General features: G+C 59.2%; 21 protein-coding genes. 7 read left to right on the top strand and 14 right to left on the bottom strand.

Going from position 1 to position 20865, the window contains the following annotated elements:
• Positions 1 to 10: 10 nt before the first annotated feature.
• Both ABIB66_RS00455 and ABIB66_RS00450 read right to left on the bottom strand, forming a co-directional pair.
• Positions 11 to 886: a branched-chain amino acid ABC transporter permease gene (locus ABIB66_RS00455; RefSeq protein ID WP_007607509.1), complete on the bottom strand. Its 876-nt coding sequence runs from the start codon at positions 884 to 886 to the stop codon at positions 11 to 13.
• A gap of 99 nt (positions 887 to 985) precedes the next feature.
• Positions 986 to 2320 carry a substrate-binding protein gene (locus tag ABIB66_RS00450; RefSeq protein WP_354211214.1) on the bottom strand — a complete coding sequence of 445 codons (1335 nt, stop codon included), beginning with the start codon at positions 2318 to 2320 and terminating at the stop codon, positions 986 to 988.
• A gap of 457 nt (positions 2321 to 2777) precedes the next feature.
• Here ABIB66_RS00450 and ABIB66_RS00445 point away from each other — a divergent pair, with 457 nt between their 5' ends.
• The gene (locus ABIB66_RS00445) at positions 2778 to 3188 is read left to right on the top strand and encodes a hypothetical protein (protein ID WP_354211215.1); all 411 of its coding nucleotides are present in this window, start codon (positions 2778 to 2780) and stop codon (positions 3186 to 3188) included.
• A gap of 113 nt (positions 3189 to 3301) precedes the next feature.
• Positions 3302 to 3796 carry a MarR family winged helix-turn-helix transcriptional regulator gene (locus ABIB66_RS00440; protein ID WP_354211216.1) on the top strand — a complete coding sequence of 165 codons (495 nt, stop codon included), beginning with the start codon at positions 3302 to 3304 and terminating at the stop codon, positions 3794 to 3796.
• 145 nt (positions 3797 to 3941) lie between these two features.
• On the opposite strand, the gene ABIB66_RS00435 is transcribed toward ABIB66_RS00440, so the two are convergent.
• The 8 genes from ABIB66_RS00435 to ABIB66_RS00400 all read right to left on the bottom strand — a co-directional run bounded on the left by ABIB66_RS00435 (position 3942) and on the right by ABIB66_RS00400 (position 9980).
• On the bottom strand, positions 3942 to 4133 hold the full coding sequence (locus ABIB66_RS00435) for a hypothetical protein (protein ID WP_007607498.1): 192 nt from the start codon (positions 4131 to 4133) through the stop codon (positions 3942 to 3944).
• Positions 4134 to 4281: 148 nt separating this feature from the next.
• Positions 4282 to 6546, bottom strand: coding sequence for an alpha,alpha-trehalose-phosphate synthase (UDP-forming) (locus ABIB66_RS00430; RefSeq protein WP_354211219.1), 2265 nt, complete (start codon positions 6544 to 6546; stop codon positions 4282 to 4284).
• A gap of 105 nt (positions 6547 to 6651) precedes the next feature.
• Positions 6652 to 6846 carry a hypothetical protein gene (locus ABIB66_RS00425; protein ID WP_007607496.1) on the bottom strand — a complete coding sequence of 65 codons (195 nt, stop codon included), beginning with the start codon at positions 6844 to 6846 and terminating at the stop codon, positions 6652 to 6654.
• A gap of 360 nt (positions 6847 to 7206) precedes the next feature.
• Complete coding sequence (locus tag ABIB66_RS00420; protein WP_007607495.1) at positions 7207 to 7482, bottom strand: DUF5985 family protein; 276 nt, start codon at positions 7480 to 7482, stop codon at positions 7207 to 7209.
• Positions 7482 to 7739 carry a DUF5985 family protein gene (locus ABIB66_RS00415; protein ID WP_085361826.1) on the bottom strand — a complete coding sequence of 86 codons (258 nt, stop codon included), beginning with the start codon at positions 7737 to 7739 and terminating at the stop codon, positions 7482 to 7484. The genes ABIB66_RS00420 and ABIB66_RS00415 overlap by 1 nt, the downstream gene beginning before the upstream one ends.
• A 2-nt stretch (positions 7740 to 7741) precedes the next feature.
• A complete protein-coding gene (locus ABIB66_RS00410) occupies positions 7742 to 8113 on the bottom strand; it encodes an SMC-Scp complex subunit ScpB (protein ID WP_354211221.1) in 372 nt (123 codons plus the stop codon).
• A 169-nt stretch (positions 8114 to 8282) separates the two neighbouring features.
• Complete coding sequence (locus tag ABIB66_RS00405) at positions 8283 to 8792, bottom strand: PRC-barrel domain-containing protein (protein WP_354211223.1); 510 nt, start codon at positions 8790 to 8792, stop codon at positions 8283 to 8285.
• 390 nt (positions 8793 to 9182) lie between these two features.
• Positions 9183 to 9980: a Crp/Fnr family transcriptional regulator gene (locus tag ABIB66_RS00400; protein ID WP_354211224.1), complete on the bottom strand. Its 798-nt coding sequence runs from the start codon at positions 9978 to 9980 to the stop codon at positions 9183 to 9185.
• A 218-nt stretch (positions 9981 to 10198) separates the two neighbouring features.
• On the opposite strand from ABIB66_RS00400, the gene ABIB66_RS00395 reads away from it, so the two are divergent.
• Positions 10199 to 12211: a sensor histidine kinase gene (locus ABIB66_RS00395; protein ID WP_354211225.1), complete on the top strand. Its 2013-nt coding sequence runs from the start codon at positions 10199 to 10201 to the stop codon at positions 12209 to 12211.
• Positions 12183 to 12857: a response regulator gene (locus ABIB66_RS00390; protein ID WP_354098735.1), complete on the top strand. Its 675-nt coding sequence runs from the start codon at positions 12183 to 12185 to the stop codon at positions 12855 to 12857. Before ABIB66_RS00395 ends, ABIB66_RS00390 begins: the two co-directional genes overlap by 29 nt.
• Positions 12858 to 13549: 692 nt before the next feature.
• Here the strand turns inward: ABIB66_RS00390 and ABIB66_RS00385 are convergent.
• Positions 13550 to 13780, bottom strand: coding sequence for a hypothetical protein (locus tag ABIB66_RS00385; protein ID WP_354211228.1), 231 nt, complete (start codon positions 13778 to 13780; stop codon positions 13550 to 13552).
• A 325-nt stretch (positions 13781 to 14105) separates the two neighbouring features.
• On the opposite strand from ABIB66_RS00385, the gene ABIB66_RS00380 reads away from it, so the two are divergent.
• Positions 14106 to 15356 (top strand): cation:proton antiporter, encoded by a 1251-nt coding sequence (locus tag ABIB66_RS00380; protein WP_354211230.1) that lies wholly within the window; start codon positions 14106 to 14108, stop codon positions 15354 to 15356.
• A gap of 57 nt (positions 15357 to 15413) precedes the next feature.
• On the opposite strand, the gene ABIB66_RS00375 is transcribed toward ABIB66_RS00380, so the two are convergent.
• Complete coding sequence (locus ABIB66_RS00375) at positions 15414 to 17195, bottom strand: chloride channel protein (protein ID WP_354253985.1); 1782 nt, start codon at positions 17193 to 17195, stop codon at positions 15414 to 15416.
• 136 nt (positions 17196 to 17331) lie between these two features.
• Positions 17332 to 18558 (bottom strand): FAD-binding domain, encoded by a 1227-nt coding sequence (locus ABIB66_RS00370; RefSeq protein ID WP_354210851.1) that lies wholly within the window; start codon positions 18556 to 18558, stop codon positions 17332 to 17334.
• Between the two features lie 230 nt (positions 18559 to 18788).
• On the opposite strand from ABIB66_RS00370, the gene ABIB66_RS00365 reads away from it, so the two are divergent.
• Together ABIB66_RS00365 and ABIB66_RS00360 are read left to right on the top strand one after the other, a co-directional pair.
• Complete coding sequence (locus ABIB66_RS00365; protein WP_354210852.1) at positions 18789 to 19829, top strand: AI-2E family transporter; 1041 nt, start codon at positions 18789 to 18791, stop codon at positions 19827 to 19829.
• Between the two features lie 169 nt (positions 19830 to 19998).
• The gene (locus ABIB66_RS00360; RefSeq protein ID WP_354214045.1) at positions 19999 to 20508 is read left to right on the top strand and encodes a hypothetical protein; all 510 of its coding nucleotides are present in this window, start codon (positions 19999 to 20001) and stop codon (positions 20506 to 20508) included.
• Positions 20509 to 20707: 199 nt separating this feature from the next.
• Here the strand turns inward: ABIB66_RS00360 and ABIB66_RS00355 are convergent, their stop codons facing one another.
• Positions 20708 to 20860 carry a zinc ribbon-containing protein gene (locus tag ABIB66_RS00355; RefSeq protein WP_083843319.1) on the bottom strand — a complete coding sequence of 51 codons (153 nt, stop codon included), beginning with the start codon at positions 20858 to 20860 and terminating at the stop codon, positions 20708 to 20710.
• Between the last annotated feature and the right edge of the window lie 5 nt (positions 20861 to 20865).

The raw sequence follows: 20865 nt of genomic DNA, 5'->3' as shown, positions 1-20865 counted from the left end.
GGAAAATCGCTTACTCGCGGCCCTGGACGCCGAGCAAGCCATGCGGTCGCACCACGAGCACGAGCGTCATCACCGCAAACAGCATCACATAGGCATAGCCGGGGTTGAACATGGAGGTGACGCTGATGATCTCGCCGGCGATCAGACCGCCGAGGATCGCGCCTGGAAACGAGCCGACGCCGCCGATCACCACCACCACGAAGGTCTGGACCAGGATGTCGTCTCCGATGCCCGGCGTCAGCGACACCACCGGCGCGTTGACGATGCCGGCAAAGCCGGCGGCCATCGCGCCGATGCCGAACACCACCATGAAGACGCGATAGACGTTGATGCCGAGCGAATCCACCATCACCGAATCCTCGATGCCGGCCCGCACGATTAGGCCGAGCCGGGTCCGGTAAAGGATGATGAACAGCGCGCCGAGGGCGATCGCGACGATGCCGACCACGGCGAGGCGGTAGGTCGGATAGAACATGAAGCCGAGGTTGGTGATGCCCTGGAATAGCGCCGGCGGCGGCACCAGCTGCGACTGGCTCGAGAAGATCAGGCGCACGAGCTCGACGAAGCAGATGCCGAGCCCGAAGGTCACGAGCAGTTGATCCTCGTGCGGGCGATCATAGAAGTGGCGGATAATGACGCGTTCCATGACAACGCCGAGCAGCATCACGAACAGCGAGCCTGCGATCACGGCGAGGATGAACGATTCCGTGTACTGGTAGGCCACGAAGCCGGCATAGCCGCCGATCATGAACATCGCGCCGTGCGCGAGGTTCAGCACGCCGAGCGTGCCGTAGATGATGGTCAGGCCGGAGCTGATCAGCGCGAGCAAGGCACCCAATGCGAGCCCGTTGAAGAGCTGTGAAACGAGGTTAGGCCAACTTATCATGCGACAATCGCTGTTGTGGCGCGCGAGGGTGCGCGTCAGAAAAAGGTGACGCCGCGGGACCGGAGTGCAGTCCGCGGCGTCACATGGGTTTGCGAGATCTCAGCTGTAGTCGCCGAGATGGCAGCCGAAGGCGTCGGGCTTCTGCATCAGGCCTTCGCCCGGGACGATCTCGACGACGTCGTACCAGTCTTCCTTGTTCTTCATGTCCTTCTGCTGCTTGCCCTTGACGATGATCACCGGGCGAACGCACTGATGATCCTCGGGGCGGTAATGCACGTCGCCGACCAGCGACGGGATTGTTTCGCCCTTCTCGTAGGCCTTGATCACGTCGGGAGGACTGAAGCTGCCGGCCTGCTCGCACATGTGCGCCCAATGCGCGAAGCTGACATAGGCGTTCTCGGCGCCCCATTCGGGCTTGTAACCGTACTTCTTCTCGAAGGCTTCGTTGAACATCTTGGCCAGCGGGAACTTGTCCTCGATCGTCCACCAATAGTCGGTGGCGGCATAGACGCCCTGCATCAGGCCGCCGGTCTCGCGCGCGATGAAAGGCACCTGGTAGGGGACGACCAGCTTCATCTTGTCGAGCACGCCGAACTGCTTGGCCTGCTGGGTCGACAGCACCGCATCATGGCCCCAGTTCACGTTGATGAGCACGTCGGCGCCAGAGTTCGCGACGTTCAGCAGGTAAGAGGAATAGTCCGGCGCGCCGAGCGGGGCGACCTGGTTGGTCACGGTGGTCCAGCCAGCGGTCGCCAGGAAGTCCTGCATCGACTTCGTGACGGTGTGGCCGTAGGTGTAGTCCGGCGTGAGATACGCGGCTTTCTTGCCCTTGCCGAACTCCCGCACCATCACCGGGCCGATCGCTGCAGCCGCAGTCTGTCCGTAGAAGTTCTGGCGGAAGCCGTAGCGAACGCAGTCCTTGCCGGTCGTGTCGTTCGAGCCGGAAATGCCGCACACGAAGATCACATGCTCGCGCTGAGCGAGCTTGTTCAGCGCCACCGCAACGGCGCTCGACGTGCCGCCGGTGATCATGATCGCCTTGTTCTCGCTGATGAAGCGCTGCTGCGCTTGCACCGCCTCGTTCGGCTTGGCCGCCGAATCGGCGACGCCGAACTTCAGCTCCTTGCCGAGCACGCCCTTGCTGGTCTTGGGCGAGATCTTCTTGATCAGCTGGTGGCCTTCGTTGATGTGCTCGATCGCGAGCTGGTAGCCCTTGAGCTCGTCCTCACCCTGCACCGCGTAGGTGCCGGTGCGCGGCACCGAGATGCCGATGAAGGCGGTGGAACCCGACACGCCAACCGGATAAGTGCCAATCGCCGGCTTGTCGTCGGCAAAGGCCGGCATCGCCGGCAGCATGGAGCCGCCGATGAGGCCGGCGGTGGTCTGGAGCAGACCACGGCGCGAGATGCCGCGGCGAATGAGATCGTCAGTCATGATCGTTTCCTCCGAATATCACTCTTGTTTGCAGGCGCCAGCACTACCTGTCCGGCGCCAGCCGACCGCAAAGGCCTGCTGCGCCGGCACGTCACATCCGCGTGTAGCTCTTGGCGCTTAGCATTGCGTGTAAAGCCCCGCTGTCAATTTCGCCTTTGGTCGAACGACAAAAATTATCACGTGAAAACATATCGGATAACGATATATATTAGCCTTTGTGAGTACGAGGCTGGCGAGCTTGGCGAGTGAAATGGCGCGGCGAACGACAGTGGCGGGTACCCGGAAGCGACGGTCGTGGCCGCAAGGTGCGGAGCGGCAGGAGGCGGCGTGGTCGGCGGAAGAGGTGAACGGACAGGGGGCGACACCACAGTCCGGCGATGCCTCGCGCATGCCCGACCCTCGCAATCGAACGACCGGTGAGCGGGGACCAGCAGTCGGCTCTGTTCAGGCGAAGCGTGTGCCCGGGCCGATGAAGCGGCTGAGCGTGCGTGCCCAGAACGTCCTGAAGGAGCTCGCAGTCGAGCTCAACGGCGAGCAACCGCCGAAAGGGAATTGGTCGCCGTCGCGCGAATTGCTGCGGGCGCTCACGGCCGAACGTCTCGCGACGGCGCGCAATTGCGGGCCGCATACGATGCGGGAGATCGTGGACTGGGCGCAGGCCTGCGGCGTGACCATCAAGCCGGTAATCCCGCCCGGCGGTTCGCTGTCGCAGATGTGGAGTGAGCTGATCGCCAATGCCTCGGCAGGCAACCTGACCGGCGCCGAGATCGCCGGTGCGCTGCAGCGCTCGATCAGGCGGAGGAGCGCCCGGATCCCGATCGCCTTTCAGGTCATCTTGGTGAAGATCCTACTCTCGAGCTTCGAGTAGAGCACCGGATAGCTGTGTATCCGGAGTTCCCGCTGCTTGGTGCGGGCGCTCCTGCTTGCTACTTTTGGCTAACGGCCCGCGTCGCCGGGTGGGAAGCACGGAGACGGCATGGCATGGTTCAGGTGAAGAAGGCGCAACGGGCGACTGCGGTCAGGTCTGCGCCATCCGCAGCCACCCACACGATGCATGACTCCGACTATGCTGCGCTGGCGCAGTTCCGGTACCAAATCCGGAGCTTTCTGGCCTTCAGCGAGGCAGCCGCAGCAAAGCAGGGATTGACGCCTACGCAGCATCAGGCGCTGCTTGGCATCAAGGGCTTCGTGCGCCCGGGTCCTGCGACAGTCGGTGATGTTGCGCGCTTTCTGCTGATCCGACCTCACTCGGCGGTTGAATTGATCAATCGTTTGGCCAAGCTTGGGCTAGTAAGCCGGGTTGCCGACCCGCAGGATGCCAGACGTGTGCGCCTCAAGCTGACCGGGAGAGGTGAACAGAAACTGCGGGCACTATCGCAGAGAAATCTTCAGGAGCTCCGCCGTGCCGCGAGCCCGGCGCTGGATCGCCTGCTGAGTTCGTTTCGGGAATCTGGCGGGCCGAGACCAGCGCGCTAAGCCCCAAGGAGGCCACGTCTACTCAGGCTTGCGCTATCGGCGCCGGCTACGCATCAGCCTCCTGGACGATTGGTTTCCACCTCCGCGGCTGACGGATCGCATTTTCCGGCGGATTTTGAGAACCGTCTCATGGTTCGAAAGGCGACTATCTGGTGAGCAGGCCTGAAATCAGCGCCGCGGCGCCAAGGCCCAGAAACGACAGAATGACTGGAGGGTACAGAACCAGAGCGGCTTCGAAGCGCAGGAATTTTGGATGATCGCCAGCGCGACTCGGGAGCCCAATGAAAATCAGGACGCCTGCAGCTGCGATCATGACAGCTCCGATCAGTATGTCCATTTCCGCCTTCCTTTCCACATGCCAGTCCACATGCCCAAGGCAACAGCTCGCGAACGACAAGAGTGCCAGCGAGCTATTCGCCGTGGAAAGAGGGAACGGTACGCTTCAGTACGGTGTTTGTTGAAAAATCGGCATTTGGAGAGTTCGCTCAGATCTGCTTCACGCCATGACCGGCCTTGGTGGCCAGGCCAAGAACCCGCTCGCGGGTGCGACTTCTCGCTGCGTCCACCAGCATCGTGCCTGCCCAGCGATAGACGTTATGCTCCTTGACCTGCTGTCGCATGAGCTTCATGCGCTCGGCCTGCTCCTCGATTGGCATTGTAAGTGCAAGCTCGATAGCCGATGCCATTTCTTCGGTGTCATAGGGATTGACGATGAGAGCCTCGGATAATTCTCGTGACGCCCCGGTGAAGCTCGACAAGATAAGGACCCCAGCGTTGTCTTCTCGCGAGCTAACGAACTCCTTCGCGACGAGGTTCATTCCGTCATGCAGGCTGCTGACGACGCAGGCATCGGCCGCTCTGAACAGCCGGAACACGTCTGACGGCTCGTAGTGCCGCGCGACCAAATGCATCAAGGGTTGGCGACCGCGGTGCCGCTCGTTTATTTCGGCAGCGAGCGCCTCCGCTTCAGCCTGGAGCTTCGAGTACGCGCTGAGTTTGCTGCGCGTGGGTGCTGCGACCTGGATGAACGCAACCCTGTCCCTCCAGGCCGGATTGCGCAACAAGAGCGCGTCGACCGCCTGCATACGATCAAGGATGCCTTTGGTGTAGTCGAAGCGTTCGACACCGACAATCAGTCTCGTTCCTTCCGCCAACTCGAACTGCGAGATGATACTGGATCGGCATTCCGTGGGAGGTGGTAGCTTTTCCAGTTCCCTTGGCGGCCATTCGATCGAGATTGGATAAGCACGTATTCTAGTCTCATGTCCTCCAAGGCTGACTGCCTGCACTTCGCGATCGATCCTGCTCTCCAAGAAGCGATCCACACCCTCGATGAAGTTATTGCAGTGAAATTGGGTATGAAATCCAACAATGGTGCTGCCGAGCAATCCTTCGATAATCTCCGCCTTCCATGGGCAGATGCTGAAGGTTTCCGCATTCGGCCACGGAATGTGCCAGAAGGTTATGATCGTCGCCCTGGGCAGGCGCTCACGGATCAATCTTGGAGCAAGCGCGAAGTGATAGTCCTGGACCAGCACAATGGGGTCCTCGGCGCGCGCCTCGGCAACGACTGCATCGGCAAAGCGCTGGTTGATCTGCCGATACATTTGCCAGTCGCTGGACCTGAACGTAGGGCGCACGAAAGCGATATGGCACAATGGCCAGAGCCCTTCATTGGCAAAACCGTAGTAATATCCGTCCTGTTCTTTCTCAGAGATCCAGATGCGCCGAAGCGTGTAGGCCGGGGCTGCCTCGGGGACGCGGAGCCTATCGTGGTCGTCGACGGTCTCCCGATCGGCGCTGCCGCTGCCGTGTGCGATCCAAGTGCCACCGCAGGCACGCATGATCGGCTCCAGGGCCGAGACCAATCCACTCGCCGGCCGCTGCACCACAGTCCCCGCTTCCGAAGTGTTGTGAATGTAGGGCTCCCGATTGGAAAGGACGAGAACTTCGGCCCCCGGGAGGACGCTTTGCAGCACCTCCTGAAGCGATTTCGGCGTCCAATCGATCTGGCTTGTAAACGTAACTTGTTCGGCGCTACGCAACAGCTTGTGAATTTCTCGATCAATAGACGAGCCACCGAGTTGGAGTGGCACTCCCTGAGCACCTCGACGGACTTCCTCGACCGCGCGTCGCAATGCCTTCATCCAGCCGCGCATCATGAGGACGGCGAAAATGATCGTGCCAACGGTCAGGACCAGAACGACGCTGGCAAGCGCGGCAAGCAGATACGCCAGCACTTGGCTGGACCTGGCCGCCGCGAAGCTGAGGTCGGTTAGAATGACGAGGTAGGAACGACCTCGGCTACTCGAGATCGGAAACGCAGCTACGAGAATTCGTCGCCCGCCGCTGGCGATGCTTGCGAAACTCTCGTTCTCGGATTTGGCCGACTTTTCGCAGGAGAAGCTCGCCGGCATCTCCGGTGTTGGCGCGAGCAACGAGCCTTCCGGATCACAAAATCCAACCGCGAGAATCTTTTTGTCGAGCGCCACTCTCTTGAAAAGGTCCGAGAGCCGGTCCCACGCCTGGTCTTCCACATCACGACTAAGCAACGGCTGGATGGCGTTGAAGACCAGCTTGGATCTGGCTTCAACATCGCTTCGCGACCACTGCTGTACGATTCCTCTGGTAAATGGCGAGATACCGAACGCCACGACTGCGGCTACCGCCAAGCCGAAAATGCCATAGCGGAAGAACTCCTTGTACGATATCGGGGTCACTCCGGAGCTACCCCGACTGTCCGCAGGCATTTGCTCGAGCCGTCTAGCAGGCGCAGCTCTCGCGGCGCATTGGGCACTGCCGATTGCGCTAAGCAGTAGTGAGCGAACATATACCAGACCAAAGGACGGCTGCTGTTAGCTCGGATTGGCGAGCCGCTTCCCCTCCTCAAAGCCCGTACGCTCGTTGTTGCAGGTGAGACAAGTCGCACGTGCCATTTGCGTACCGTGGATTGCCAGCCGTTCATGCCGATGCGGCGTCTTTTCCTCGCAAGACAGGCAGTACGCTTGCGGAAAGACATTGAGTGCCGTTTGATTCGATTTGCTGATCATGAAAGCCCCCTGCGCAATATCCTTCGGAGGTCGCCCGCGGGCAAGCGGCAGCGGGGCAGATCGGCTGCTATTGTACAGAACTGTACCGTGTTTCGTCACGTAGCAAGCTGTGCGCGCTCTGCCGAAGATCACTCCTGTCCCACACAGCAGCCCGCCAACGTGCGGGTGAATTAGCGCGCGGCGGGAGTTGGAATCCCAGCGCTCCTCGGCTGGGGTCCGCCTCTCCTGACCGCATGACCTGTCCATCCGTCCCGGGCAAGGTCGGTGGTCGATTCCCCTGCCCGTCGTTCAAAGCGCGAAACCGGTTGTACGGTTGCACCCCGAGTAATCTTGCAAGTCAGCGCCTCTTGAATTCGCGCTTCACTTGCGCTTCTTCGGCAGCGCGTTCTTCCCTACGATCGAAAGCGCAATCAGACCGAATGTGATCAGGCGCGGGATGAAGTACACCGGCTCGCTCGCATTCGTCACTTGCACCACAGCCAGGACAAATCTTGCGACGGCGTCGATCACAAACGCAGCCGCAAAGAGCAGGAAAAAGGTGTCGCCCGTCTTACGCCAAAACTTCAGGAAATATATGCTCGCCAGGAGCGATGCGAATGCCGTCGCACCTGAAAGAACGGGATTCAAATGGTCCATCAGTCGGCCTCCCAGATCATGCCGATAAGCAGGACCGTCATGGCGAACAGGCCGATCGATAGCCGCACGGCGGAAAGATCAACTTGAGGAAATACGATCTTATCGATCCACAGAGCAGCATTTTCGAAAGTTAGACCCGCGAAGCAGACGGCGCTCCATAGGAGCAACTTCGACCTGTTACCGATATATGCCCGAACGAGCAGCCATGCACAAAAGCCGCTCGTGATCGCGCAAAGCGTGTAAATCACCGCAGCCATGACTAATCCTTTCGAATCCTGAAGGCATCTGAAAATGCCTGGATGCGGTGTGGGCTGTTGTGGATGATGTGTGTGATTGGGATCAAATGCCGCGAATACGCCAAGGCCAAGCTATCGACCACTGGCCGCAATTCGGGCCGCGGCGCAAAGGCATAGGTCCCCGCTTCGCCGTCGAGGAAGCCATCCTTCCTCAGGGACGCTAGAGCATCGGCCATCTCGATCTTGCCCGCGTAAAGACGTGCAGCGAGCGATTCCACGTCGAAGCGCTCGCCGGGCCGCTTGTGGAAGAACAAAAGGGCTTCGAGCTGCGCCACAGAGCGAATGTAGCGTCGGACAAGCTCCTCTACCTCTTCCGGCAGTGCTTCATCAGACATCGTCGACCTCAGCCAGCGGCACGCAAGCTGATCGATTCAATGCGGAAATTCAAGACTGCTTTTCCTGCTACACAAATCTAGCCGACCGGATCAAAGACAACTGGAAAAGGCGGCGCCATCTCAGATGACACCGCCGATAAGCATGTTGGAAATACCGACCGAAATCGGCTCAGTACTTGAATTCAGGCATCTTCTTCAGCTGATCCTTGTTGGCGTTCAGCACCACGTGGTCCGGATACCAATTGTCGCTTCGGTGGGCCGACGTTGATGCGCTTCCCGTCGTGCTCGTCGAACCGGCATTGCCGGTCTTTCCAGCGCCATCGCTGGACGCAGTCTTCACCGGTTCCTTGGCGAATTTGAGCTGATCGAATGTTACGGCGACGTTGTGCTCGCCCATTCCAAGGAATCCTCCCACCCCGATCACCACGTTTGCAACCCGCCCGCTGGAATCCAGGATCAGATCATTGATGTCGCCGATCTTCTCGTTGCTGTTGTTATAGACGTTCACACCAACGAGTTTCGATGCACGCCATTCACCTTCCTTGTGCATGGAGGCGGTCGAGGCAGCCGGCTGCATATTGGGCGCCGCGGTCGTCGCGTTGTTCTGGGACGACGACTGCGCCATGGCAGGCGTAGCCAGCAGCATCGCGGAGGCAAGAATGCAAAGTGATGTCTTCATGACGATTGCTCCTAGTTGTGTTGGATCATCGTCAACTCATCGCACGCTCGCAAGTTTCGTTTGCCTGCATGCGAAGGTACGCTGCCGCACGAGACTTATCCGACCAGCTTGAGGCGGCTGCGCATCTTTTGATGAAGCATTGCACGTGTCACGGAAGGGTTGCATATGACGAACTCGACCATAGCGATAATGTCGTCCCTGGTGCGATTGCAGCAGGGGTTCTCGTAAACGGCAAGAAGCCTTTGGGCCTCCTCCAAGGCTCCCACCAGAACTTCGGTATCGCTTCGCATCCGGCTTTCTTGCGATGACATCTCCGCCTCTATCGCTTCAAGAATATCTGGACTCTGTTGGCTGCCGTACAGTCGCCTTAACGGCAGCAGGGAATCGCGTTCACGAATATGCAATGCGGAGGGGCGGCACCGCACAAGGACGGTTGTGCGCCGACAGGATGATCCCATGACAATCGCAAGACATCGTCTTCAACCTGGCCTCGTCCATGACGACGATCCCCGCCCTGCGACATCCAATCACTCCGTCGCGCATCATACTCCCGAGAGCGACCGTAACGCCGGCGCGCCGGACCGCGAGAGCATTGGCTATGTGACTATGCGTGAAAGGTACCTCGTGAGACCCGAGCCTGTCGCTGGCAACCAGGAGCCACCGCGCGAGGCGCTGGTGCAGCGTGTGCCTGGAATTGCAAGCTGATAGTTGCGAACTGTGAATGAGGATCGCCTGAACATAGCCTAAAAGCATCTTTTCAAGCTCGACGTCCCTCTTGATCAAAGAAATCAGCTGATCGGACTGGATCCGAAGCGCTTGGCCCGGCACTCTCACGCTGCAGCGGTGCGGCGAAACGTACATGCCCAGGACCAACGGCACGCCGACGAAATCCTTCATCCCGAGCGTATGGATCTCGACCGGCAGGCAGTCGCCCGCACGGGTCGTGACAGAACACCCGCCGGACTCGATGAAGTAGGCATGGCGAAGAGGCGTGCCGCGATCGTAGAGAATTTGTCCTTTGTTCAGAGACACCGTCTCGCAGCTTTCGAGCAAACGGCACTGCGATGAAGCCGACAGTCGGGAGACGAGTTCGTTGCAGCTAGTACCGCAGAAGGGCTCGTCCAAACCAAGCCGCTTCGGGTTGAATTCGTTTTCGATCAACCGCAGCGGCGATGAAGAATGTTCCATGTCAAGCCCAATTCTAGACCGCTACAATGATTGCCTGTACGATGGGATGGATCGAGCGATCCTGGGAGTCAGGGTGACCGATAGAAGTGTCGGGAAAAACCTGACAAGAACCAGAAATATCGAGGAAGTGCCAGCACGTGGGCGTTTTGCTGTCTCATTTGATACCCACCCGCAAGGAGGCGCCCACCTCAATCTCCCGGCGCGCAGCCCGCCGCCCCTTGATCCTCGTCTTCATCGCGGCAGCAATGCCTCTTGCGCTTTTTGCGGGTTGGGTCGTTTTCCTGAACGCGCAGCAGCAGCGCAGGGGCTCTCAGGCTGCCGCCGTGGAGACGCTCGATAGCGTCGTCAACCGGCTTGCCTCCGAGATCAGCCTCCAGCTCGAGATCGCCGAGACCGTCGCGGCTTCCGCAACACTCGACAAGCCGGACCTTGACGCGTTCTATCGCGAAGCGACGCGTGTCAACGAAGCACGTCCTCTTTGGCAGACGATTCAGCTCGTCGATCCCGACGGAAATCAGGTTCTGGATGTTAGCCGTCCGCTCGGAGATGGGATGCGCGCCACCGCCGACCGAGAGAACTTCGAACAAATTCTGAAAACGAGAAAGCCAGCAATCGGCGGAATTGGGCCACGTGGTCCCATCACCGGCAAACGCGTGGTGGCCGTCAGGGCCCCCGTAGAGCGCGATGGGCAATTGAAGTTTGTACTCACGGCGGCCCTGGTGCCTGATGCAATAAGCCAGATTTTGAAGAGCGCAGGAGCCCCGGCCGGCTGGGTGGGTTTCGTGGTCGATGCCAAGGGGAACATCGTCGCCCGCACCTTCGGTGAACAATCCGAACTCGGACAATCTGCCAGCGCTACGGTCCGCCAGGCGATAGCCTCAGCGCCAGAAGGAAGCTACGTCAAAACCACGCCTGCCGGCGAACAAGTCGACTCGATCTATAAAGTCATCCCCGGAACCAGCGGATGGTCGGTCCATTTCGGAATACCGACGCAGGAACTGAATGGTCCCGTCCAGCGCTCAGCCATTTTCCTTGCCGGGGGTGGGGTATTGAGCTTCGTCTTGGCTCTGACTTTGGCCTGGTACACCATACGCGACATTTCGCTTCGCCGGCGCGAGCAAGAGGCGCAGGCAGCATTGGCACTCAGCGCAAGTGAAGAGCGACGGAGGCTGACGATCGATGCCGCAGATCTCGGCGTGTTCAGCTGTGATTTTGCGAGCAGAGAAGCGATCCTGTCGCCCCGCGCCCGGGAGATGCTCCGGATGGACAGTTCGCGCTCCGAAGGAGATACGATCCTTCCGATAGATCGGATACTGAGTTGTATTGATCCCGCAGACCAGCGGAACTTTGAGGCTTCCTTGCTGAGTTGCCGTTCGGGAAACGTGGCGATTGCTGATTTCCGGACCGCTCCCCCTCACAGCCGGTGGCTGCGGGCCAGCGGGCGGCTGTCTCGCATCGATGATAAGAACTTGGACGTCGTATATGGCGTCATTCTGGATATCGACGAGACCAAGCGAGCCGAGCTGGAGCGACAGCAACTGCTTCGACGTCTTTCCGAAGCGGAAGAAAATGAACGCCGTAGAATCGCAAGAGAGCTTCACGATCAGATCGGCCAGACGGTCACAGGCCTACTTCTCGGTCTGAAGAACCTGGAGCCGCTTCTGGGCACGAGCCCCAAACGCAAGCTCGGATTGGAGAGGCTCAATTGGCTGCAAGGACTCGCGAGAGGGATTGGGCGCGATATCCATCAAATCGCCTCTGACCTGCGCCCGACTGCCCTTGATGACCTGGGACTTTACAAGGCGCTGGAGGCATTCTGCGCGGAGATCCGGCGCCGGTTCGGGATCAGCGTTGATTTTCAGCCTCTGGGAAGAAGAGATCGTCTCGGCCAGGACGTCGAAATCGCGGTTTACCGCGCCGTCCAGGAGGCCGTGAACAACGTGGTCAAACACGCGCAAGCTCGAAACGTCAGCGTGGTGATCGACCGACGCACAGCTGAGCTTAGGATCGTCGTCGAAGACGACGGGAACGGCTTCGACTTTCAGGAATTCTCGCAGGGTGAGAGCCGCCACGCAAAATTGGGCCTGTCCGTCATCGAGGAGCGCCTCACGCTGCTCGGTGGATCTTTGGCGATTGAATCTGAACCCGGCCACGGCACCTCTCTTTTCATGAGAATACCGGTGCCAATAGAGGAGATGGGCTATGTGCCCGATCCGGATCACGTTGACTGACGATCATCCGCTTGTTCTGGCCGGAATGAAGGCGTTGCTTCAGGACGTGCATGACATTGAGATCGTCGGGGAAGCAACGGATGGACAGGCCGCCCTAGACATCATTCGCCAGGCCACACCAGACATTGCCATCCTGGACATTTCACTTCCCGGTATCAGTGGCCTCGAAGTTGCTCGCACCCTAGCGACGCAGCTTCCTCAAGTTCGTCTTCTGGCGCTGACCGTGCACGAGGATCACGCCTACGTTCAGCCGATGCTGCAAGCGGGAGCTCGCGGCTATCTGCTGAAGCGCTCTGCGGCCGACGAGCTCGAGCGCGCAGTTCGCGCGATCGCTGGAGGTGGTTTGTATCTGGATCCAGCAATAGCGGAGAAAGCACTTCCATCCGCGCAGGGCGCCCACTCGTCTTCCGGCGCTTCCACAGCCGGCGAGCTGACACCGCGCGAGAGTGAGGTCCTCAGATTCATCGCACAAGGCTTCAGCAACAAGGAAATTGCCAATCAGCTAAGCATCAGCATCAAGACCGTCGAAACTTACAAGGCCAGGGCGGTCGAAAAGCTCGGACTGTTCACGCGTGCCGACATAGTGCGCTACGGCGTGGCCCTTGGCTGGTTGAGCCATTCGGGAAAGAGTGCGGATCAAGTTTGAGCGGGAAGTAGGTGGGCCAAACGGCCCTGCGTGGCGTGCGGACGTCAGGATTACCCCGACAAGCCCCGCTCATCTCCTGACTGCCCGATGGGACGCCGTCCATTATCTTCCATGAAGCGGACGAGAGAAGCAACGCGAATCGCCGGCCGGAACACCGTTCTTTCCGGCTTCTGCATTCCGCACGTATTGGACGGATCATGGTTGTTTGGAGGCATACATGAGAAATGTACTTTTCCGAGGACGTCCCGGTCGCCAGCTCTTTGCACAGTATGAGAAACTGCCCGGGCTCGCCACTCGGACGAGCTCGCGGCTAGATGCCCGCTCGGCGAGAACCGTGGGCATTTGCCTCGCTTGCATCTACCTCACCTGTCTCCTGTTCTCGGCATACGCGATTGCTTGACGGCAATAGGTGTGTGGCAACCGACATTGAGGAATGACGGGGTCGGATTCATCGTCCCGATCCTTTGCAGGAACTCGTTTGATCATGGATACAGTCGTGGTGCTCCTGATCCTCGGTATGTTGTTCACGGCTCTTTGTGTCGCAGCGCTGGAGATCGCGGCACGTCGATTTTCCCGGACTCTCAAGCGTCAGCTTCCGATGTAGTGTGCCGCGCACCCATCTCACTGCGCGATGAAGATTGCGGTTATGCAAGGTGAGGGCCGCCTCGATCGACGGCCCTCCAAGTTCACGTTTATCGGCAGACGCGCACGTGCTTGACGATACGCCGACCATGATAGCCGCGCTTGACTACGGTCCGCACGGTGCAGACCCTCCGATGATGATGATAGTGATAGCCAGCCTGCATCGTCTCGGATGTTGCCGCGGCGCCGGCCGGTGGCGCCATCATCGCATTGGCAGGAACCAAGAACTGAGTGCCCGCAAGCAAAGCAGCGGCCGCAAATCCATAGGCGATTTTCTTCATAGTTTTTCCTTGTCGTACGCCCCCTCCGCACTTCTAGGTCGGTCCAATGAATGCGGAGTGAACGGCGATACTGACAATCGTCATCGCGATCTTTCGCCGCAGATGCAGAAAATGGATAGCTGCCCCCGCCGCTGCGAGGTGCTTGGAATTGAGGCTTATCCCAATCCGCTTAGATGTCCCGCAGGAACTGCCGAAGTTGCTTTTTGCTTATTCACGTCTCAAAAGTCGCTATCTCGAACGCACTACCCTCACCGGCTAGAGCGAACAGCGGCCTTAACGGAAGGGAGTGAACAGGCACTCTCGCCAGAGCACAAGGGAGCCTGCCGTGCTTTCGCTAATGGATATTGCTGCCGTTCTGCTCACATTGTCTGCCGCCTTCGGCTGGCTCAATCACAAGTTCCTGCCGCTCTCCCGCAGCGTAGGTCTTCTTTTGATGAGTGTCCTGACGTCGCTGCTGATGATCGGTCTGGATGCAGCGGTTCCGACAGCTCATCTGCTAAACCAACTTGCCGACGGACTCCGACAGATCGACTTTACCGAAGTCGTCGTCAACGGAATGCTTGCGTTTCTGCTGTTCGCCGGCGCGTTGCACGTAGATCTGGACACACTCAGAAGCCGCGCCATTCCGGTATTTATTCTGGCCGTTCTCGGCACCTCGATCTCAACCGTCCTCGTAGGCCTGATATTCTGGTTCATCTGCGGCCTTATGAACCTACCCGTATCGTTGGCTTGGGCATTCGTGTTCGGCGCATTGATCAGCCCGACTGACCCCGTTGCTGTCCTGAGTACGCTTCGCAACACCAAAGTGCCGAAAGAGCTGCAGATCGAGACGGAAGGCGAGGCATTGTTCAACGACGGCGTCGGGATTGTTCTGTTCACGATCATGCTTCGCTTTGCGAGCACCGGAGACGGCGCTCAGGTTTCGGCTGCCGATGTCGCTGAGTTACTTGTTCGCGAAGCTGGTGGCGGAATAGTGCTGGGCTTGTTGACTGGCTATGTTGCGTATCGCGCGATGCGGCTCATCGACGACTACGCCATAGAGGTACTGATCTCCCTCGCGCTCGTCACCGGAACATACGCACTTGCGTTACATCTGCACGTCAGCGGGCCGCTCTCCATGGTCGCCGCAGGCCTCCTCATCGGCGACCGAGGACCGCGATATGCGATGAGCGAGCGGACACAAGGATATCTCTTCGCGCTCTGGACTCTCATCGACGAAATCCTCAATTCCGTCCTTTTTCTGCTTATCGGGCTCGAGACCTTGATACTGCGCTTTGATCTTCGCAGCCTTGGCCTGGCAGCAGCGTCAATTCCAGTCGTTCTCTTCGCCCGGTTTGTCTCCGTTTCAGTCCAACCGTTTTTGTTCGGATGGACTCAGCTGCTTTCCCTGCGCAACGCGCCCTTTCTCACCTGGGCGGGCGTTCGAGGCGGGATTTCAGTTGCACTCGCCCTATCAATCCCGGATAGCCCGGCCAAGGCCGCCATGCTCGCCTCAACCTATGCGGTCGTCCTGTTCAGCATCATCATTCAAAGCTCGACTCTAGGCTGGGTGGCAAAGCGGACTGTCGGACAATAGGTCTCGTCTCCAATGACCCTTCAAGCCCAAGCGACAAGCGTCTCATTTTTGCACTGATCAATCCTCATAGCTGTCGATGACGGCATCGGCGATCACGCGTTTGGTGAGGACGCCAACGATATCGTTCACGCGCGGGCGCGAGGCAGAGCGGACAACAATTGCCGCGCCGGCCCGATGGCGCTTCAACCTGGCAAACACCAAGCTCAAAAGGTCCTGATCGCGGCAAATGACCATTCGCCGCTCGACGAATTGCTCGACCATGAGAGCCGGGTTCGATTGCGACTCCGCCCATAAGCCGGAACGTGGTGGGATCAGCCCGACAATCCGGCCTTCGCGCTCAACCACGATAGGAAGTGCATCATCGATATCTTCCGCAGCCATAGCCTGTTTTAGTGTCGTTCCTACTCCGGCGACGATAAAGCGCCTCTCCATGATGTCCTGGGCCTGCTTCACCAGATAGAGGTTGATATGCCGCTCCTTCGGAATGCGGTGCCCGCGGTGGCGCAGCTTGATCGTGTAGATCGTCTCGTTGACGAGTGCACGCCTCACGCCTGCAGCCAACGCCACCGCAACGATCACCGGAACGATGATTGCGTAATCGCGGGTCATCTCGAAGACCATCACGATCGCCGTCATGACGCCGCCCGTACCTGCACCGACAATGGCCGCCATTCCAATGATCGCGGCCGAAGATGGCGTTAGCCCTGAATGAGGCAGGATTGGATTGGTTGCAGCGGCAAAGGCGGCCCCCAGCGTGGCGCCAAGGTAAAGCGATGGCGAGAAGATCCCGCCCGACGCCCCGCAGCCGAGACTGACCGTCGTTGCCGCCAACTTCAGCACGAACAGCAGCGCCAGTAACCCCGCCTCCGTCATCTTGTGGTCCAGTATCTCCTGGACGACGGAATAGCCAACGCCATCGACGTAGGAGTGACCAAAGGCGTGGGTGAGCACCACCATCATCAAGCCGATCGACGACATGCCAATGATGTTCTGAACGTACTCGTTTCCAGACAGCTTCGGAAACCCGTCTTCCATGAAGACGAGCAGACGGATAAACGCCCAGGCTGCCGCTCCAGACAACAGGCCGAGCAGGATGAATGCGAGAGCTTCCTGCGCATTGAAGGATGCGACCATGCTGAATTGCACATCCGGAACCGAAAAGGCCGGGTCCGGACCGATCAGGATGCGCCCGATCGTCGTCGCAGCCCCCGTGGCCACGACGACTGGGAGGAATGTCCGGTTTGAAACTTCCGGCAGAAGAATTTCCAGAGCAAACAGCACGCCACCCAGCGGAGTATTGAAGGTTGCGGCAATGCCCGCGCCCGCGCCCGCGGACAGCAGGGTGATCCTCTGCCGGGTGGAAAGCCCGATGAATTGGGCAAACGCTGAGCCCAGGGCTGAGCCAATCTGAATGATGGGCCCCTCCCGCCCGACGGCCGCGCCGCTTCCGATCGATATTGCGGACGCCAGCGCCTTTATCAAAGCTACCGAACCCCGAATTTTGCCGCGCTTGTAGAATATGGCGTCCATCACTTCGGGTACGCCATGTCCCTTTGCTTCTGGAGCGAACCGCCGGACGAGAAAGACGACGATGAGGCCGCCGATCACAGGCGCAAGAAGAACAAAGTCGCCGAAAGGACTGGGGCCCTCACTGACGTTTGCGTCGTAAACGACGCTCAGCCTGCCATTGTAAGACAAATTGTGCACGAGGCCGATCAGCGCGCGAAAGCCGACGGCGCCAAGTCCGGTCATGACGCCAATCACCAAGGCGAGCGCGCAAAGTACGAGAAGGCTGACCTTCCGCTCTTCAGCAAACGGTTTGATGCTGCTGCCGATCAAGGCTTTTCGCGTGCCGTAAGTCAGGACCGGGGGCATTTGACCACTATTGCGCACAGACACCGATATGAACTTTGTTTCCGAAAGGCGGTTCCTGCCAGGAGGCATGGCGACAATCCGCGCCCACCGAGCCTCCACGTCACCGCCATTGGACGCCCGTAGTGGTTGTCCGTCGATTCATGGTGCCCGCCCAGCGGTAGTCAGGAAGGTCCAGTTCGTCAGCGATGTCCCGCCCAATTGCGAGCCTCGCCAGTCCCGGTATCGAGAAACTTCTGACCACGACGTTGCGGAAGAGCATTCCCACACGCGTTCTCGGCGCCAGCGCCCCGGCAAAGCGCTCCGCACCCCGCTGTTTCCGGCCTATATAGCTCTTCAGCCGCGCCTCGTATCCGGCAAATGCCTCCAAACATCCTCCGCCGGCCATGGCGAGTTCACCGGCCAAGACATAAGCTGAAATCATCGCCAGCGCCGATCCCTGCCCTGCCAGGAGCGAGACGCAGAAGGCGGCATCACCAATGAGCGCCACCCGACCTCGTGACCAGCTCGGCATCCTGATCTGACTGACGACGTCGAAATAGAGTTCACCGGCGCGATCCAATTTGGCGAGCATCTGATCGCATTCCCAGCCATCTCCGCCATAGATTTCACGAAGGAGCGCCTTTTGCGAGGCCGGCGTTTCCGGCAAAACTGAGTGATGCTCGGCAAATACCAAGAGAAACAAGGTACGATCATCACGCAGCGTGAAGCGGCCTACCATGCGGCCCGGTTGACCGTAGATCAGGTACACATCCTCGTCGCGCGGTCGATAGCCGTGAGCTTCGAAGGCAGCCACGATATACCCCAGACGCCGCTCGAATTGAGCCTGTGGTCCAAAGACCAGATTGCGCACGGCTGAATGCAGGCCGTCTGCCCCGACGAGAAGGTCGAACCTGCGCCTGCCGCCGTGCTTCAGTTGGACTTCGACGCAATCTGGTTTCTCTTCGACGAGAATGATCTCGTCTCCGAAAATGGCTTCGACGCCGCTGGCCCGTTCGAACAGCATGCGCGAGAGGTCACTGCGCTGAAGAGTAACGTATCGTCCATTCGTCAACTCGGAGAAGACGTCGGTACCGAAGCCGGCCAGCCGACGGCCAGCTTCATCTACGATCCGAAACTCTCGGGCGTAGTAGCCGTCGCGATTGATCTCCGGCATCAATCCCATCCGTTCAGCGATGGTGTAGCCGAGCCCCCAAAAATCGATGACATAGCCTCCGCTCCGTAGAGCGGAGGCGCGCTCGAGGAGCGTCGGCTGGAAGCCGGCTGCTTTCAACCAATAGGCAAGCGTGGGTCCGGCAATTCCAACCCCGGAGATTAGAACGCTGTTCATGCCATCTCCTCAGAAACGAACGACGATCAGCAACACGATGCCCGACTCGCTCTGGTGCTTCGGCGGTCTTCGGACGAGAATTAGTCGCTTGCGTACAAGAACATTTGAGGCCGCAACAGAGTATTACATACCTCGCGACGCGATCGCCGCGATGATGTTCCGAGTAGTTTCGCCTGCGCAACTTCAATGTCGAGCTTCGGAATCTGGACTGTTCCGACAAAGGAGACGAATTGGAAGACAAGTTGACTGTTCATGTGAGGCATATCGAGCGCACCCTTCGTGTAAGCGCAATCGCTCTATTTCTCGCGCTCTCGGTCTGGCTGCTTCGCGACATACTGTTGCTCTTGTTCAGCGCCGTGGTCATCGCTTGCGTTTTGCGGGGCGCCAGCAACGCGGTCCGTCGGGTCACGCGCCTCGGGCCATACACGTCTTTGATATCCGTCATTCTTGTGACAGGGCTCGCACTCGGTGCGCTGCTGTGGTGGCGCGGCAGCGCCATTTTCATCCAGGCCGACGAGATCAGCCAGCAACTGAGAACCCAACTGGCACGGATCTGGAGCGAACTGCAAAACAGCTCGTGGGGTTCGATTTTGGCTCAACAGTTGCAGATCGCCGGAAAGTCTCTGCGCACTGGCCTGACAGGCTACGTCACCGGCGTCGTTGGCTCCGTTCTCGGCATAGGTGGCACTCTCGTCGTGACGGCGGCGACAGCGATATTCCTCGCTGCGTCGCCCCAATTGTATCTCGAAGGCTCGCTTCGTTTGCTTCCAATGGCCTGGCGACCTCGCGGCCGAGAAGTTGCCGGAGAGCTCGGCGCTACGCTTAGGCTCTGGTTTCTTGGTCAACTCGTCGACATGCTGATCGTTGGTCTGCTCCTCGGACTGGGCCTTCTCCTCATCGGTTCGCCCTTGCCACTATCACTGGCCCTGTTGGCCGCCCTTCTGAACTTCGTGCCATACATCGGGGCACTTGCAGGCGCAGTGCCGGCGATCCTCGTGGCTCTGGCACAGTCTCCTACCCTTGCCGCTTGGGTCGCTCTCTTGTTTTTGACGATCCAGCTGTTGGAGGGAAATGTCATCGCACCATGGATTCAGAAACGAACTGTCTCGCTGCCACCCGCACTGACGATACTTTCCCAAACGATCCTTGGCACTCTCTTTGGTTTGATCGGACTGATCGTTGCCACGCCCTTGATCGCCGTTCTGCTCGTTGCTGTCCGCATGATCTATGTCGAAGGCTTCCTGGAGCGCGAAAGTAAACAGGCTGCCTAGTTCAGGAATACTACTGAAAAGGTACGCAGGCCCTGGAGTTGGTACGGTGTCGTACACTCGCGTGTCTGACCTTGAAATTGGCGCGACATAGTGTCCCGAACGCTTGACTCTAGAAACCAAGATTGCAGGCTGATGTTGAGACCGCATTCTGGAATTACAGGAGCCACAGATGCGGAGACTCACACTTGCCCTTTCTCTCACCGGCCTGATCGCGATATCTCCTACCAGCAATACCCAGGCTGCGCCTCTGACACCGCTCTCGGCAGCCGCGAGCTCCACGCAGCACACGTCGGCAGTGCAGGATAATCTGACCCAGGTTCGATGGCGTGGCGGCTGGGGAATCGGCGCCGGCCTGCTGGCAGGAGCCTTGATTGGCTCAGCCTTTGCGACCCCGTATTATGAGGAATATCCGCCGTACTATGGCTACAGATACCCCTACGGCTACGGTGGGTACTATCCGGCTTACACCTACACACCTTACTGGGGTGGCTATGGTTGGAGACCGCGGCCATACGCCTGGGGCCCGCGCCCCTGGCGCTATAGCTACGGCTGGTCCGCGCCGAGACCGTGGGGATATACGGTCCGGCGCGCGCAACCTTGGCGTCATAGCTACGGCTGGGCGCCGCGGCACTATCGGCACCACCATCACGGCGTGATCCGTGCGCACCATCGGTGGTGACGCGCTGCGCGTGTAGAAAAGTGCCCGGCGCATTCAGTCATTGGAGAACCGCGCCGGGCGACGACGAATATTTCGTTGGAGAAGCCGCTAGATGGCGGAATTTCTGCAGGACGTACGTCAGCCGTTCGAAAGACTTCGAGAGGCGATCACGGTGCAAGATTGGCTGTGTTGACGTCCTGCTTCCGAGTGAAGGTTGCACCTACGGCTCGTTCCGCCGGGTGTCGAAGCTCGTGCTTCCACAATGCGGGCATTTCGGAATCTTGTGTCCTTTTGTGACGTGAGTGGCCTGATGACATCGCTCACACCTGAAGTCTCCAGTCTCTTGGGCTGTCTCACCTGCATGCGCCGCCATGATAC

This window comes from Bradyrhizobium sp. F1.13.3 (assembly GCF_040548265.1).
Lineage (GTDB): Bacteria > Pseudomonadota > Alphaproteobacteria > Rhizobiales > Xanthobacteraceae > Bradyrhizobium.
This window is presented reverse-complemented; position numbering and strand designations above follow the sequence as displayed.

Excerpts from the sequence above, each read along its gene's own strand:
- ABIB66_RS00455 (WP_007607509.1), bottom strand. The coding sequence starts at position 886 with ATGATAAGTTGGCCTAACCTCGTTTCACAGCTCTTCAACGGGCTCGCA.
- ABIB66_RS00450 (WP_354211214.1), bottom strand. The coding sequence starts at position 2,320 with ATGACTGACGATCTCATTCGCCGCGGCATCTCGCGCCGTGGTCTGCTC.
- ABIB66_RS00440 (WP_354211216.1), top strand. The coding sequence starts at position 3,302 with ATGGTTCAGGTGAAGAAGGCGCAACGGGCGACTGCGGTCAGGTCTGCG.
- ABIB66_RS00435 (WP_007607498.1), bottom strand. The coding sequence starts at position 4,133 with ATGGACATACTGATCGGAGCTGTCATGATCGCAGCTGCAGGCGTCCTG.
- ABIB66_RS00430 (WP_354211219.1), bottom strand. The coding sequence starts at position 6,546 with ATGCCTGCGGACAGTCGGGGTAGCTCCGGAGTGACCCCGATATCGTAC.
- ABIB66_RS00425 (WP_007607496.1), bottom strand. The coding sequence starts at position 6,846 with ATGATCAGCAAATCGAATCAAACGGCACTCAATGTCTTTCCGCAAGCG.
- ABIB66_RS00420 (WP_007607495.1), bottom strand. The coding sequence starts at position 7,482 with ATGGACCATTTGAATCCCGTTCTTTCAGGTGCGACGGCATTCGCATCG.
- ABIB66_RS00415 (WP_085361826.1), bottom strand. The coding sequence starts at position 7,739 with ATGGCTGCGGTGATTTACACGCTTTGCGCGATCACGAGCGGCTTTTGT.
- ABIB66_RS00410 (WP_354211221.1), bottom strand. The coding sequence starts at position 8,113 with ATGTCTGATGAAGCACTGCCGGAAGAGGTAGAGGAGCTTGTCCGACGC.
- ABIB66_RS00405 (WP_354211223.1), bottom strand. The coding sequence starts at position 8,792 with ATGAAGACATCACTTTGCATTCTTGCCTCCGCGATGCTGCTGGCTACG.
- ABIB66_RS00400 (WP_354211224.1), bottom strand. The coding sequence starts at position 9,980 with ATGGAACATTCTTCATCGCCGCTGCGGTTGATCGAAAACGAATTCAAC.
- ABIB66_RS00390 (WP_354098735.1), top strand. The coding sequence starts at position 12,183 with ATGTGCCCGATCCGGATCACGTTGACTGACGATCATCCGCTTGTTCTG.
- ABIB66_RS00385 (WP_354211228.1), bottom strand. The coding sequence starts at position 13,780 with ATGAAGAAAATCGCCTATGGATTTGCGGCCGCTGCTTTGCTTGCGGGC.
- ABIB66_RS00370 (WP_354210851.1), bottom strand. The coding sequence starts at position 18,558 with ATGAACAGCGTTCTAATCTCCGGGGTTGGAATTGCCGGACCCACGCTT.
- ABIB66_RS00360 (WP_354214045.1), top strand. The coding sequence starts at position 19,999 with ATGCGGAGACTCACACTTGCCCTTTCTCTCACCGGCCTGATCGCGATA.
- ABIB66_RS00355 (WP_083843319.1), bottom strand. The coding sequence starts at position 20,860 with ATGGCGGCGCATGCAGGTGAGACAGCCCAAGAGACTGGAGACTTCAGG.